Here is a 12,938-nt window from a genome sequence, read left to right on the forward strand (position 1 = left end):
CATGGCTCAATATAGAGATTTGGATAGGCGGTTGGGAGGGGTGTCCCGATCGAAGGCGCAATTTATCCGCGCTGCAGGCTGACCAGCAGCACGAAACCGACGCCGGATTTCTTCAGTGCTGGCGCGTCGATCGTGGACCCGGCATCGGTACGCATCATCGGCACGGCCAGGACCGGTGCGGCAAGAAACGCCAGGATGAGCGCCGCCCGCGGCAGAAGCCGAACGGTTTTGAAGAGATTGGCGGCGATGCGGTTCATGGTCTTTGCTTTTCTTTCGAGGTCTTGTGGTTGGTCAGGTCTTTGGTTTCTGTCTCAGGGGCGAAGGGTGGTCGGGCAGGCGAGGCGGCAGGTTCTGGAACTGGCCTCGTCCCAGGAACGGGCCGAACGGCCCGCTTCGGCGACGAGGATGGCGAAGAACATTCCAAACAGGCTCACCAGCAGGCAGACGATGGTGAAGCGGCGGGCGAGCATTGGTCGTGTCTCCTTCAATACGCAGGAGAATGCCCGGGCACGACTGAACCGGCTCTGATGCCGACGTTCATCTGCCGTTCAAATCGGTTGATGGGCTTTGAGGCGGCGCTGGCCATAAGGAGCATGGCTGCCGGCACAGCATGCCAGGATCATGAAACGAAAACGGGGCCTGCCGGCCCCGTTTTCATGTCGCAAGGATGGGGTCGATCAGAGCTTGTGCCAGGTCTGGCTCTTGCAGATCAGCCCGCCGAGCACGCAACCGCTCATTTTCAGCGAGGTGCCCGACAGTGTCGCCTTGCCGGAGTAGGTCTTGTCGTTTGCCGGGTCGGTTATGCTGCCGGTGTATTTGTTGTCGCCGGACGCCTTGAGCGAACCGATGGTCTTGCCGGCATATTTGCCAGACTTCAGCGTGATGGAAAATGAACCCGAGCCCCCGATGGCCGCGGTATCGCCGGCCTGCGTCTTCCAGTTTCCCTCGATCGGATCGGCCCAGGCCACACCGGTCAGGATCAAAGTGGCCGCCAGGGCCAGGCTTGCTTTTCGAAACATCTTTCCTCCCTTGGATACCCGGCAGGAGGCTCCGCCTCGCCGGTCTGCCGCTTACGCAAACGTAAGCTAATCCAGCTCCCTGCAAAACAAAAGCGGTGCCGCAGCGGAAGCTTTGGCAATTCAGAAGCGCCGACGGAAGCAATGTCGGCAGGGAAATGAATGCATGCATGCGCGGCGTTTGTTTCGCGTGGTTAGCGGAGTGTTGATTCCGCTGGCGAAAATTTTCGTCAAATTTGGCGCTATCCGGCTGAATCGCTGGCTTTGTATCCTTAACGAATTTCCACGTTTACCTATTGTTTTAGCTTTGTTTTCCTCAAATTAAGCACGCCATTTAACGACGGATTCAAGCCTGCGCGGCATTCTCGAAAGCATCGAAAGAGCGGCCCGGACAGACAAACGGAGGCAGCTCTCGGGAGCCAGACAGGGCCGGAAGAGAGGATTGAAAAATGGCACGTTTTGAAATGCTTGAAGCAGGCTTCGGCGCCATGGGGGCAACTGCCCAGGCCGACATTCTTTTCGAACTGGGGATGATGTATGCGACGGGCCGCGATTGCGAGACCGATGTCGTCGCCGCCCACAAATGGTTCAACATCGCCGCGATCAAGGGTTCGGCCCGCGCTGCGGAATTGCGTTCGGAACTGTCGGCTGCGATGTCGAAGGTCGAGATCGCCAAGGCGCTGCGCGAAGCCCGCGAATGGATGACGATGCACTGAATTTAGAGATAAGGCAGGGCGGCCTTCTGGTCCGCCAGGCAAGGACAAGGCCGCGGTAAGACGGCCACGCGACAAGACCAAGAACGCGGCACGCCCGACAGGGCCAGCGGCGCGGCGGCCATGATCCGGTTTTCGGAACGATCAGGGCCAGCAGGAAGACAGGGAAGGCGAGTTGGGTTCGAGTGCGGGGGCGCTTGAGAAACAGCTCGACAGGCAAAGCCGCGACCGGCCGGAACAAGGCCGGCGCGGCTTTTGCTTTTTTGCTCCAGAGATGCTCCGCAGGCCTAATCGAGCGCCGCCAATGCGCCTAGACAGGCCACACGAAGGATGAAATTGTCCGGCCTCTCTGGAAGAAGCGTGGCCGGGGCGGCCGCGCGTGAGTGGAGGAGTCATACCGCAATGAAAAAATTAAGTATTTTGAACGCGGCCATTTTCGGCCTGATGATGAGCGCGCCGGTCGCCTATGCCGACGACATCACCTTTTCAGTGGTCGGTCCGATGACCGGACAGCTCGCCACCATTGGCGATCAGTTCAAGCAGGGCGCGCAGGCTGCCGCCGACGCGATCAATGCCGCCGGCGGTGTCGACGGTCGCCAGATCAAGCTCGATATCGAGGATGACCAGTGCGACCCGAAGCAGGCGGTTTCGGTCGCCAACCGTATCGTCGCCAATGGCGTCAAGTTCATCGACGGCCACGCTTGCTCGGGTTCGAGCATTCCGGCTTCCGCCGTCTATGCCGAAGCCGGTGCCCTGATGATGAGCCCGGCCTCCTCGAACCCGGTGCTGACCGACGCCGCAGCGAAGGCCGGCTGGCCGACGATCATGCGCCTCTATACGCGTGACGATGCGCAGGGTGCCTTCATCGGCCCCTGGATCGCGAAGAAGTATGCCGGCAAGAACGTCGTCATCCTGCATGACAAGAGTGCCTACGGTCAGGGCGTTGCCGATGCGGTCAAGGCCACGATGAATGCCGGCGGCCTGAAGGAAGTGGACTATGAAGGCATCAATGCCGGCGAAAAGGACTATTCGGCGCTCGTCACCAAGCTCAAGGACCTCAAGGCCGACGTTGTCTATTTCGGCGGTTACCACCCGGAGGCTGGCCTGATCCTGCGCCAGTCGGCGGAACAGGGCATCAAGTTCCAGCTGATCATGCCGGATTCGATAGCCTCGCCGGAATTCTGGCAGGTTGCCGGCCCGGCCGGCGAAGGGACCATGTTCGTCTTCCCGTCGGATCCTCAGGCAAAGCCGGAAGCCAAGGCAGCCGTCGAGAAGATCAAAGCCGGCGGTTTCGTGCCGGAAGGCTTCACGCTATTCTCCTACGCCACGATCCAGGCCTTTGCGGAAGGCATCAAGCGTGCCGGCAGCGATGATCCGGCCAAGGTCGCCGAGGCGCTGAAGAACGGGCAGCCAATCAGCACGGTTGTCGGCAATGTCACCTTCGACGAGAAGGGCGACCTCAAGAACGCCAGCTACGACATCAACCAGTGGCACGACGGCAAGTATGCGCCGATCCAGCCGTAATCGCTGCCTATATCGATGAAATGGCCGGGCTCGTCCCGGCCATTTCATTTCTGCCTGTGTGTCTTGCCATGGACATATAACGGCGGTCGACATTCTACGGCGCCTCTCTCTCTGTCCGGCAGGACAGGGACGCTTGGCATCCGGCAGCGAGGCTGTCAGCCTTGCATATCCTCGAACCGCACCAGCACGGTGCCGTCGGTAACCTGTGCGCCCTCGGTGGCGATCTCGGCGATCACGCCATCATGCGGCGCGGCGATGGTATGCTCCATCTTCATCGCCTCGAGGATAAGCAGCGGTTGCCCCTTCATCACCGTATCGCCCTTTGTCGCCCGCACAAGCTTGACCAGTCCCGGCATCGGCGCGCGCAAACTGCCTGACGCCGCCGCCGCATCATCGCCTCTGGCCAACGGGTCCGGCACCGCGAACGTATAGCCGACCGCGCCTTCGAATATCGTGATGTGGCCTGGCCAGCGGGCGAGGCGAGGAATGGCGCGAAGGTCATGCGAATTGGCGCTGTCATAGGGTGCATGGAGCGTCACCTGGGAACGCCGGTCTGGTCGTACCGAAACCCTTGCCAGAATATCGTCCTCGCCAAACTTCAGCCGGATCTGTCGTGCCATGCCATGGAAATGCGTGTAGCCGGCAAGCGACGACCATGGATCGTCCGATGGCGGCAGCGCGCCCGCCCCGGAGGCCGCAATGGCCGCGGCCGCGACCGTTTCGCCGCTCGGCGGCGCAATCTCGGTCAGCGCCTGCTGTTGCCGGCTTATCAGGCCGGTATCGACATCGCCCGCCGAAAAGTCCGGATCGGTCACCAGTGCGGCGAGGAAGGCGGTATTGACGATCGAACCGGCGACTTCGGTTCGCGCAAGCGCCGCGCCGAGTGCCTCCAGCGCAGCCGGCCTGTCCCTGCCATGCACCACCAGCTTGGCGATCATCGGATCATAATAGGGAGAAATGGCGTCGCCGGCCCGCACCCCGGTTTCGACACGCATGGCGGCCCCTTGGGGAACCGTGTCGGGAAATTTCAGATGATGCAGTGTGCCGGTCGCAGGCAGAAACTCCCTTGCGGCATCCTCGGCATAGAGGCGCGCCTCGAAGGCGTGGCCGGCTAGCTTTATCTCGCCTTGCGTTTTCGGCAGCTTCTCGCCGGATGCGACCCGCAACTGCCATTCTACCAGATCAGTGCCGGTGACCATCTCGGTGACCGGGTGCTCGACCTGCAACCTCGTGTTCATCTCCATGAACCAGAAGCGGTCAGGCGTCAGGCCTTGCGAGGCATCGACGATGAATTCGATGGTGCCGGCACCGCAGTAGCTGATCGCCTTGGTGGCCTTCACCGCCGCCTCGGTCATCGCCTTGCGTAACGCCTCCGTCATGCCGGGGGCGGGGGCTTCCTCGATAACCTTCTGGTGGCGTCGCTGCGCCGAGCAGTCGCGTTCGAACAGATGGACGGCATTGCCGAAATTGTCGCCGAAAACCTGCACCTCGATGTGGCGCGGTTTGTCGATATATTTTTCCACCAGTACACGGTCGTCGCCAAAAACGGATTTCGCCTCGCGTCGTGCGCTCGACAGCGCTTCGGAAAACTCGTCGGGGTGCTCGACCCGGCGCATGCCCTTGCCACCGCCGCCGGCCCGCGCCTTGATCAGCACGGGGTAGCCGATTTCGCGTGCCTTGGAGGCCAGGACCACGATCTCCTGTGCCTCGCCATGGTAGCCCGGCACGACGGGCACGCCGGCCTTTTCCATCAGCCGTTTGGCGGCATCCTTCAGCCCCATGGCGCGGATAGAGGCCGCCGACGGGCCGATGAAGGTGAGCCCCGCGGCCGCCACCTGGTCGACGAAATCAGGATTTTCCGACAGGAAGCCATAGCCGGGATGAACGGCTTGCGAGCCTGTCGCCAAGGCGGCCGCGACGATCTTGTCGCCGCGCAGATAGCTGTCGCTGACAGGCGAGGTACCGATATGTACCGCCTCGTCGGCCATCTCGACATGCAGGGATTTCGCATCGGCATCGGAATAGACGGCAACCGTGCGCACCCCCATCCTGCGCGCCGTGCGGATCACCCGGCATGCGATCTCGCCTCGGTTGGCGATCAGGATCTTTGTGAACATGAAACCTCCGTAGACTGCGTTCGCCTCGAGGAAGCAACGGCCTCACGGTATAGTTCGGCCATTTGTTCGTCGAAGCAGCAGAAGATGACGGTCTGCGGCGTCGTATTTCCGCTCAAGAAGCTATTTACGGCGCCGACTGCAATTGCTGCCGCCTCATCCCTCGGATAGCGGTAGATGCCCGTCGAGATCGCCGGAAAGGCGACCGAGCGGCATTCCTTCTCGGCGGCGATTTCGAGCGAACGCCGATAGCAGGAGGCGAGCAACTCCGCCTCGCCCTTGCCGCCGCCCTGCCAGACTGGACCGACCGTATGGATGACGTAGCGGGCCGGCAGCCGATAGCCCTTGGTCAACTTTGCATCGCCGGTCTTGCAGCCGTTGAGCGTGCGGCATTCGGCGAGGAGTTCCGGCCCCGCCGCCCGGTGAATGGCGCCGTCGACCCCGCCGCCGCCGAGCAGCGAGGAATTGGCCGCGTTGACAATGGCGTCGACATCCAACTTGGTGATGTCGCCGACGTTAATGCGGATCCTGTCCTGCACCTCGCCCATTTCACATCCTGAACACGCCGAAGCGCGTTTCCTCGATCTCCGCGTTGAGCGCGGCCGAGAGGCTGAGCGCCAGCACCTCGCGCGTCTTGGCCGGATCGATGATGCCGTCGTCCCATAGCCTTGCGGAGGAATAGAGCGGGTGGCCTTCATGCTCGTATTTCATCAGGATCGGCTTCCTGAACTTCGCTTCTTCCTCAGCGCTCCATTCGCCGCCCTTGCGCTCGATACCCTCGCGCTTGACCATGGCCAGCACCGTCGCCGCCTGCTCGCCGCCCATCACCGAAATGCGGGCGTTCGGCCACATCCACAGGAAGCGGGGCGAGTAGGCGCGCCCGCACATGCCGTAGTTGCCGGCGCCGAACGAGCCGCCGATGATCACGGTGACCTTGGGCACGCGGGCGGTGGCGACTGCCATCACCAGCTTGGCGCCGTCCTTGGCGATGCCGCCTGCCTCATATTTGCGCCCCACCATGAAGCCGGTGATGTTCTGCAGGAACACCAGTGGAATCTTGCGTTGGCAGCACAGTTCGATGAAATGCGCGCCCTTCAGCGCGCTTTCGGAAAACAGCACGCCATTGTTGGCGATGATGCCGACCGGCATGCCGTGGAGATGGGCAAAGCCGGTGACGAGCGTGGTGCCGTAATTCTGCTTGAACTCATCGAACTCCGAACCGTCGACGAGGCGCGCGATCACCTCGCGCACGTCATAGGGCTGGCGCAGATCCGTCGGCACGATGCCGTAGATCTCATCTGCCGGATGAAGCGGCGGAATCGGTTTCTGGACGGCAAGGCTTACGGTCTTGTTCCGATTGAGGTTCTTGATGATGCGCCGGCAGATGGCCAGCGCATGCTCGTCGTCGAGCGCGTAGTGGTCGGCGACGCCGGAGAGCCGTGTATGGACGTCGGCGCCGCCGAGATCCTCGGCGCTGACGTCCTCGCCGGTGGCGGCCTTCACCAGCGGGGGACCGCCGAGGAAGATGGTCGCCTGGTTGCGCACCATGATCGTCTCGTCCGACATTGCCGGCACATAGGCGCCGCCCGCCGTGCACGAACCCATGACGCAGGCGATCTGCGGGATGCCTGAGGCGGACATGTTGGCCTGGTTGTAGAATATGCGCCCGAAATGCTCGCGGTCGGGAAACACCTCGTCCTGGTTGGGCAGGTTGGCGCCGCCGCTGTCGACCAGGTAGACGCAAGGCAGATTGTTCTGCAGCGCGATCTCCTGCGCGCGCAGATGCTTCTTCACCGTCAGCGGGTAATAGGTGCCGCCCTTCACCGTGGCGTCATTGACGACGACCATCACTTCCGTGCCTTCGACGCGCCCGATACCGGCGATGATGCCGGCGGAGGGAATGTCCTCGCCATACATCGACCATGCGGCGAACTGGCCGATCTCGAGAAAGGGCGACCCGGTGTCGAGCAATTGCGCCAGCCGCTCGCGCGGCAGCAGCTTGCCGCGCGCGACGTGTCGCTCGCGCGCCTCTTCCGAGCCACCGCGCTCGACGCTCGCGGCCTTTTCGGCGATATCGCCGACCAGCGCCCGCATGCGTTCGGCATTGGTGTGGAAGGTATCGGAGGAAGGGGAGATCTGGGTCCGGAGGACGGCCATGCTATACCCCCTCCGCCATGATCTCGCGGCCGATCAGCCATCGCCGGATTTCGCTGGTGCCGGCACCGATTTCGTAGAGCTTGGCGTCGCGTAGCAGCCGGCCGGTCGGATAGTCGTTGATGTATCCGTTGCCACCCAGAAGCTGGAGTGCGTCAAGCGTCATCTGCGTTGCTTTTTCGGCGGCAAACAGAATGCAGCCTGCGGCGTCCTTGCGGGTGGTCTGGCCGCGGTCGCAGGCGGCGGCGACCGCGTAGACATAGGCGCGCGCGGCGTTCATCGTCGTGTACATGTCGGCGAGCTTGCCTTGCACCAACTGGAATTCCCCGATCGCCTGGCCGAACTGCTTGCGCTCATGCACATAGGGCACCGCGACGTCGAGACACGCGGCCATCAGGCCGATCGGGCCACCGGCCAGCACCGTGCGCTCATAGTCGAGACCAGACATCAGCACCTCGACGCCACACCCTTCCTCGTGCAGCACGTTGTCGAACGGCACCTCCACATTATCGAAAACCAGTTCGCCGGTGTTGGAGCCGCGCATGCCGAGCTTGTCGAGCTTTTGCGCGACCGAAAATCCGGCAAAGGCCTTTTCGACGATGAAGGCGGTGATACCGCGCGCATGACGCTCTGGATCGGTCTTGGCATAGACCACCAGCGTCTCGGCGTCCGGGCCGTTGGTGATCCACATCTTGGTGCCGTTGAGCACGTAGCGGTCATTGCGCTTTTCGGCACGCAGCTTGAGCGAGACAACGTCGGAGCCGGCGCCGGGCTCCGACATTGCCAGCGCGCCGACGCGCTCGCCCGAGCAAAGTGGCGGCAGGAATTTCTCCTTCTGCGCCGGCGTTGCCCAGCGGTTGATCTGGTTGACGCAGAGATTGGAGTGGGCGCCGTAGGACAGGCCGACCGAGGCCGAGGCCCTTGATATCTCCTCAACGGCGATCACGTGCGCGAGATAGCCCATGCCGCTGCCGCCGAACTCCGGATCGGCGGTGATGCCGAGGAGGCCGAGATTGCCGAGTTCCGCCCACAGATGCGCCGGGAATTCGTTCGAGCGGTCGATTTCCGCCGCGATCGGCGCGATCCTGTCCTGGGCGAAGCGCCGCACCAGCTCGCGCAACGCCTCGATATCCTCGACATGCCCGAAGCTGAGCGTGTTCGTATACATCCGGTTCCTCCTGCCGCAGGCCCCCCGAAAATCGACTTGGATTTTCGGAAAGGATCACGCGCAAAATTAAAATCCTACAGCGTCGTTTGCGCGTCCAAACGGACGTGCGGCGCTGTAGGTGTCGATCGTCGCGCCGACGAGCCGCATCGTCATCGAAAGATATGTCGCTGTGACTTCTGCGATCGACAGCCGCTCGCCCGGCCGGAACCAGACGATGACGCCGGTCATCATCTGGATCAGCGCCATGGCGGTGAGGCCGGTGTCTTCGACGACGAACACGCCTGCCTCGGCGCCGTCACGCAGAATGGCGCGCAGTTCCTTCTCATAGGCCGTGCGCATCCGCAGTATCTGCGTCAGTCTTTCGGGCGACAGGCTGCGCAGCTCCATGTTCGAAACATGCGTCGCATGGCGGCGGGCGATGTGGAAGGCGATGTGGTTCTCGACATAGGCCGAAAGCCGGCTTGCCGGATCGGCATCGGCTGGCCGTGCGGCGTTCCAGGCTGCGATCAGCTCCTCCATATGCTCGCGCATCAGCGTGAACAGCAAATCCTCCTTGGTCGGGAAATAGCGATAGAGCGCGGCCGCCTGCACGCCGACTTCGGCCGCCAGCTGGCGCATCGACATCGCCTCATAGCCGAGCTGTGCGATCAGGTTGACCGCCGCCTCGCGGGCTGCCGCCTCGGTCTTCCCGCCATCGGATCCTGTCGTGCGCGCCAAAAGAGCCTCCCTTGTTGCGAATTAATAAAACGAACGTTCAATTAATTCAAGAGGTATGCCGAAGCCGCATCAGGCATCGATCCGGAAGCCGGTAACAGGATTGCTGGATACCGCATCCTCGACGTCAATCCCGGAAACGGACGCTCCCGGCGGTCCTTTCCAAAGCCGGCCGATCATGGTCGAGACGGCTTCGCCTGTGCCGGCAATCTCGGCGGTCACCGAGCCATCCGCTTCATTGCGCACCCAGCCCGTAAGCCCAAGGCTGGCGGCCTGGCTTCGGACCCAGATCCTGTAGCCGACGCCTTGCACCTTGCCGTGGGCCCGCACACGCACTGCCTTGCGATCGTCAGCCATTGCGTCTCTCCCGAGGCTCGTCTGCTGGAATTTGGCGCAGGCGACGGGGAATGCAACAGGCCGGTCGAAACGAGGATGGAGGGGGCCCGAGTCGAACTCGAATTTAATTGACTCAGTCCACCAAATTTCTAACACTGTGGCTATCATTATCCAAGGGCTGAACGCAGATGCTGGACCAACGCAGTGCTTTGGTGGCCGATATCAGGCACTTCAACCGTTTCTACACCCGCACTGTCGGCCTTCTCGACGAGACCTTGACGCAGAGCCCGTTCACGCTCACCGAGGCGCGCGTCCTGTTCGAGCTTGGTTATCGGGATCGCCCGGCGGCGGCGGAAATCGCCGGCGAGCGAGGCTTCCTTTCGGAGACATTCGACATCGATGTCGGCCCGGCCGCCTCCGACATCGCCAGGCAACTGCGTCTCGACGCGGCCTATCTGACGCGGATCCTGCGAAAATTCGCCGGAGAAGGCCTGACCGAAACCCGGAACGATCCGGTCGACCGGCGAAGGCGTATTCTGTCGCTGACGGCAAGGGGGCGGGCCGCCCTTGCCGGTCTGCAGGCCGCGGCGGACCGCGACACTTCCCGGCTTATCGAGAACCTGCCCGACCACCGCTTGGCCGAACTCGGCGACGCCTTGCGCAAGGCAGCGGAGCTGCTGGGCGATCCGGCGGCTGAAGGCCAGACGGCGCCCCCCGTCGTGACGTTGCGTACGCATCGTGTCGGCGACATTGGCTGGGTGGTGCAGCGTCAGGCCCAGCTCTACGCCGAGGAATATGGCTGGAGCATCGAGTTCGAAGCCTTGGTTGCCGAAATCGGAGCCGACTTCATCCGCAATTTCAAGCCAGGGCGCGATTTCTGCTGGATCGCCGAACGCGCCGGCCTCCCGCTTGGCGCGGTGTTTCTGGTTCACCAGGACGACGAGGTCGCGAAACTGCGGCTGCTGCATGTCGAGGCTGCGGCGCGCGGGTTGGGCATCGGCAAGCGCCTGGTTGCGGAATGCGTGAACCAGGCGCGCGCCTGCGGCTACATCAAGCTCGTTCTGTGGACGAATGACATTCTGGTCGCCGCCCGCGCGATTTATGAGCGCGCCGGGTTCAGACTGGTCTCACAGGAGCGCCATCACAGTTTCGGCAAGGAACTCACCGGCCAGAACTGGGAGCTCGATCTCTAACGGGCCGGCAAGTTCGCCGCTATGGCAACGCTCGTTCAGTTTCCACGGGCGGCGGCCAGTGCGCCGGGCAGTTCCTCGGCAAAAATGTCGAGCTCGTGGTCCAGTCCGACGCTGACGCGGATGCAACGATCGAGCCCCGGCGCCATCGGCTTGCGGATGAAGACGTCGCGCGCCAACAGGCCTTGCAGGATCTTCAGCGCGAAAGCGCCGTCGCGGCCGCAATCGATGGTAACGAAATTGGTCGCCGACGGCAGCGGCGTCAGCCCGTTCTGTTCGGCTATCTGCGCGATGCGCCGGCGCCCTGCCGCCACCCGCGCCACCACTGAATCCAGATAATCCTGGTCGGCGAGCGCCTCGACGCCCGCCACCTGCGCCATGCGGCTGACGCCGTAGTGATTGCGGATCTTCTCGAAATCGCTGATCACCTGGGCCTCGGCGACCGCATAGCCGCAGCGTATGCCGGCAAGCCCGTAAGCTTTCGAAAAGGTGCGCATGCGGATGACATTCGGCCGCGAGACGTCGATGGGCGGCAGTGCGGAGGCCGGCCCCAATTCTCCATAGGCTTCGTCGAGCACGAGCATGGTGGTTTCCGGCAGCGCTTCGATAAAGTGCGTCAGCTCGGCCGCTTCCCACCAGCTCCCCATGGGGTTGTCCGGATTGGACAGATAGACCAGCGGCGCTTTCTCCCTGGCGGCCGCAGCCAGCAGCCCTTCCAAATCTTCGTGGTCGTCCACATAGGGCACCGTGACAAGCCGCCCGCCGACACCGGCAATGTGGAAGTTGAAGGTGGGATAGGCGCCGAGCGAGGTGACCACCGCATCGCCAGGCGCCACATACATGCGCGCCACCAGGCCAAGCAGGCCATCGATGCCTTCGCCGACCACGACGTTCTCGACCTTCAGATTATGATGCGCGGCCGCGGCCACCTTCAGGTCGTGATTGTCGGGATCGCAATACATCCACATGTCGCGCGCGATCTCAGCCATCCGGGCGATGACGCGCGGCGACGGCCCGAAGCTGCTCTCATTGGCGCCGATGCGGGCGCGGAATGCACGCCCGCGCTCGCGCTCCTGCGCTTCGGGGCCGACAAACGGCACGGTCGACGGAAGCGCTGCAACGAGCGGCATAAGGGGAGGGCGCAGACGCATGGCAAAAGCTCGCGTGAGGGAAGGGGCTTCTTGCTAGCGCGGTCAGTAGGCGGGTGCAAGTTGCGCGCAATGAGCAATCGTTGCCGCCCGCCTGATCCAAACACCTGATGCATCCCAGAGCAATCATCGTCCGCTGCGGAATCGCGCAGTCGAAACCCCCAATGAAAAACCCGGCGGTTGCCCGCCGGGTTTCTATATTCGAAGCGATAGCTGTTAGAACGAGCGCTGGAAGCGGAGCATGCCGCCGACGCTGTTCTTCTTATCGGCAGGTGTAAACGACGGGTTGACGAAGCCAGCATCGTCAAACCGGCCGGCATGGAGGTAGTCGACTTCGGCCGTGACGGTGAAGCCGGGAACGACGTCATAAGCAACGTTCGCCGCAACGCCGACGTTCTTCCAGTCGTCAGCAGACACCTGAAGGTTGAACGAGGTCTTCTCGTTGAACTTGTAGGTGCCGCCGCCCCAGACTGCCCAGTTGCCGCCCCACGCCTTGTAGAAGCCGCGGCCATGGGCTTCGACAAAATTGCCGGCGTCGTCGTTGAGGTTGTCATCGGTGCCGTAGCCGCCCATGATGAACAGCGACAGTGCGTCGCTGACATTGACGTCCAAGCGAACCTTGCCGGCAACTTCCTCGTAATTGCTGTCATAAGCGACGACGCCGGTGATGGCGCCCCAGCCCTGCGTGTACTTCACGCCGCCGACGACATGCGGAACATAGCTGTCGATCGTGTCGGTACCGGTGCCTTCTTCGAGCGAGACCACGGCCGAGAAGCCATTGCCCGCGTCGAAGTAGTACTGGACGACGTTGGTGTCGAAATCGCCGTAAGGAACCAGCGTATCCTGGATCACGTTGCCGGC

At 62.7% G+C, this 12,938-nt stretch carries 14 protein-coding genes; 3 read left to right on the forward strand and 11 right to left on the reverse strand.

Going from position 1 to position 12,938, the window contains the following annotated elements; all coding sequences use genetic code 11:
• Positions 1 to 62: 62 nt before the first annotated feature.
• The 3 genes from FJ951_RS26065 to FJ951_RS26070 form a co-directional block, all read right to left on the reverse strand.
• A complete protein-coding gene (locus FJ951_RS26065; RefSeq protein WP_140517987.1) occupies positions 63 to 257 on the reverse strand; it encodes a hypothetical protein in 195 nt (64 codons plus the stop codon).
• Between the two features lie 54 nt (positions 258 to 311).
• The gene (locus FJ951_RS28565; RefSeq protein WP_181165140.1) at positions 312 to 470 is read right to left on the reverse strand and encodes a hypothetical protein; all 159 of its coding nucleotides are present in this window, start codon (positions 468 to 470) and stop codon (positions 312 to 314) included.
• A gap of 207 nt (positions 471 to 677) precedes the next feature.
• Complete coding sequence (locus FJ951_RS26070) at positions 678 to 1,019, reverse strand: DUF2147 domain-containing protein (protein WP_140517988.1); 342 nt, start codon at positions 1,017 to 1,019, stop codon at positions 678 to 680.
• A gap of 446 nt (positions 1,020 to 1,465) precedes the next feature.
• Between FJ951_RS26070 and FJ951_RS26075 the strand changes: the two genes are divergently transcribed.
• Positions 1,466 to 1,732, forward strand: a complete 267-nt coding sequence (locus tag FJ951_RS26075) for a sel1 repeat family protein (protein ID WP_010915070.1) — start codon at positions 1,466 to 1,468, stop codon at positions 1,730 to 1,732.
• Positions 1,733 to 2,131: 399 nt separating this feature from the next.
• Entirely contained in the window at positions 2,132 to 3,253 is a 1,122-nt protein-coding gene (locus tag FJ951_RS26080; RefSeq protein WP_140494645.1) for a branched-chain amino acid ABC transporter substrate-binding protein, read from the forward strand.
• Between the two features lie 155 nt (positions 3,254 to 3,408).
• On the opposite strand, the gene FJ951_RS26085 is transcribed toward FJ951_RS26080, so the two are convergent.
• The 6 genes from FJ951_RS26085 to FJ951_RS26110 form a co-directional block, all read right to left on the reverse strand.
• On the reverse strand, positions 3,409 to 5,370 hold the full coding sequence (locus tag FJ951_RS26085; RefSeq protein WP_140517989.1) for an acetyl/propionyl/methylcrotonyl-CoA carboxylase subunit alpha: 1,962 nt from the start codon (positions 5,368 to 5,370) through the stop codon (positions 3,409 to 3,411).
• Positions 5,352 to 5,915, reverse strand: a complete 564-nt coding sequence (locus FJ951_RS26090; protein WP_140517990.1) for an O-acetyl-ADP-ribose deacetylase — start codon at positions 5,913 to 5,915, stop codon at positions 5,352 to 5,354. The genes FJ951_RS26085 and FJ951_RS26090 overlap by 19 nt, the downstream gene beginning before the upstream one ends.
• Position 5,916: 1 nt before the next feature.
• A complete protein-coding gene (locus FJ951_RS26095; RefSeq protein WP_140517991.1) occupies positions 5,917 to 7,524 on the reverse strand; it encodes a carboxyl transferase domain-containing protein in 1,608 nt (535 codons plus the stop codon).
• A gap of 1 nt (position 7,525) precedes the next feature.
• Entirely contained in the window at positions 7,526 to 8,689 is a 1,164-nt protein-coding gene (locus FJ951_RS26100) for an isovaleryl-CoA dehydrogenase (RefSeq protein WP_140517992.1), read from the reverse strand.
• A gap of 66 nt (positions 8,690 to 8,755) precedes the next feature.
• Positions 8,756 to 9,406, reverse strand: a complete 651-nt coding sequence (locus FJ951_RS26105) for a TetR/AcrR family transcriptional regulator (RefSeq protein WP_140517993.1) — start codon at positions 9,404 to 9,406, stop codon at positions 8,756 to 8,758.
• Positions 9,407 to 9,475: 69 nt separating this feature from the next.
• Positions 9,476 to 9,760: an acylphosphatase gene (locus FJ951_RS26110; RefSeq protein WP_140517994.1), complete on the reverse strand. Its 285-nt coding sequence runs from the start codon at positions 9,758 to 9,760 to the stop codon at positions 9,476 to 9,478.
• 167 nt (positions 9,761 to 9,927) lie between these two features.
• On the opposite strand from FJ951_RS26110, the gene FJ951_RS26115 reads away from it, so the two are divergent.
• The gene (locus FJ951_RS26115) at positions 9,928 to 10,932 is read left to right on the forward strand and encodes a bifunctional helix-turn-helix transcriptional regulator/GNAT family N-acetyltransferase (protein ID WP_140517995.1); all 1,005 of its coding nucleotides are present in this window, start codon (positions 9,928 to 9,930) and stop codon (positions 10,930 to 10,932) included.
• 35 nt (positions 10,933 to 10,967) lie between these two features.
• Here FJ951_RS26115 and FJ951_RS26120 read toward each other — a convergent pair whose 3' ends face one another.
• Entirely contained in the window at positions 10,968 to 12,080 is a 1,113-nt protein-coding gene (locus tag FJ951_RS26120; RefSeq protein WP_140517996.1) for a pyridoxal phosphate-dependent aminotransferase, read from the reverse strand.
• Between the two features lie 213 nt (positions 12,081 to 12,293).
• A partial coding sequence (locus tag FJ951_RS26125) for a porin (RefSeq protein WP_140517997.1) occupies positions 12,294 to 12,938 on the reverse strand: 645 nt, incomplete at its 5' end.

This window comes from Mesorhizobium sp. B2-2-3, from assembly GCF_006442405.1.
In the GTDB taxonomy this organism is placed as follows: domain Bacteria; phylum Pseudomonadota; class Alphaproteobacteria; order Rhizobiales; family Rhizobiaceae; genus Mesorhizobium.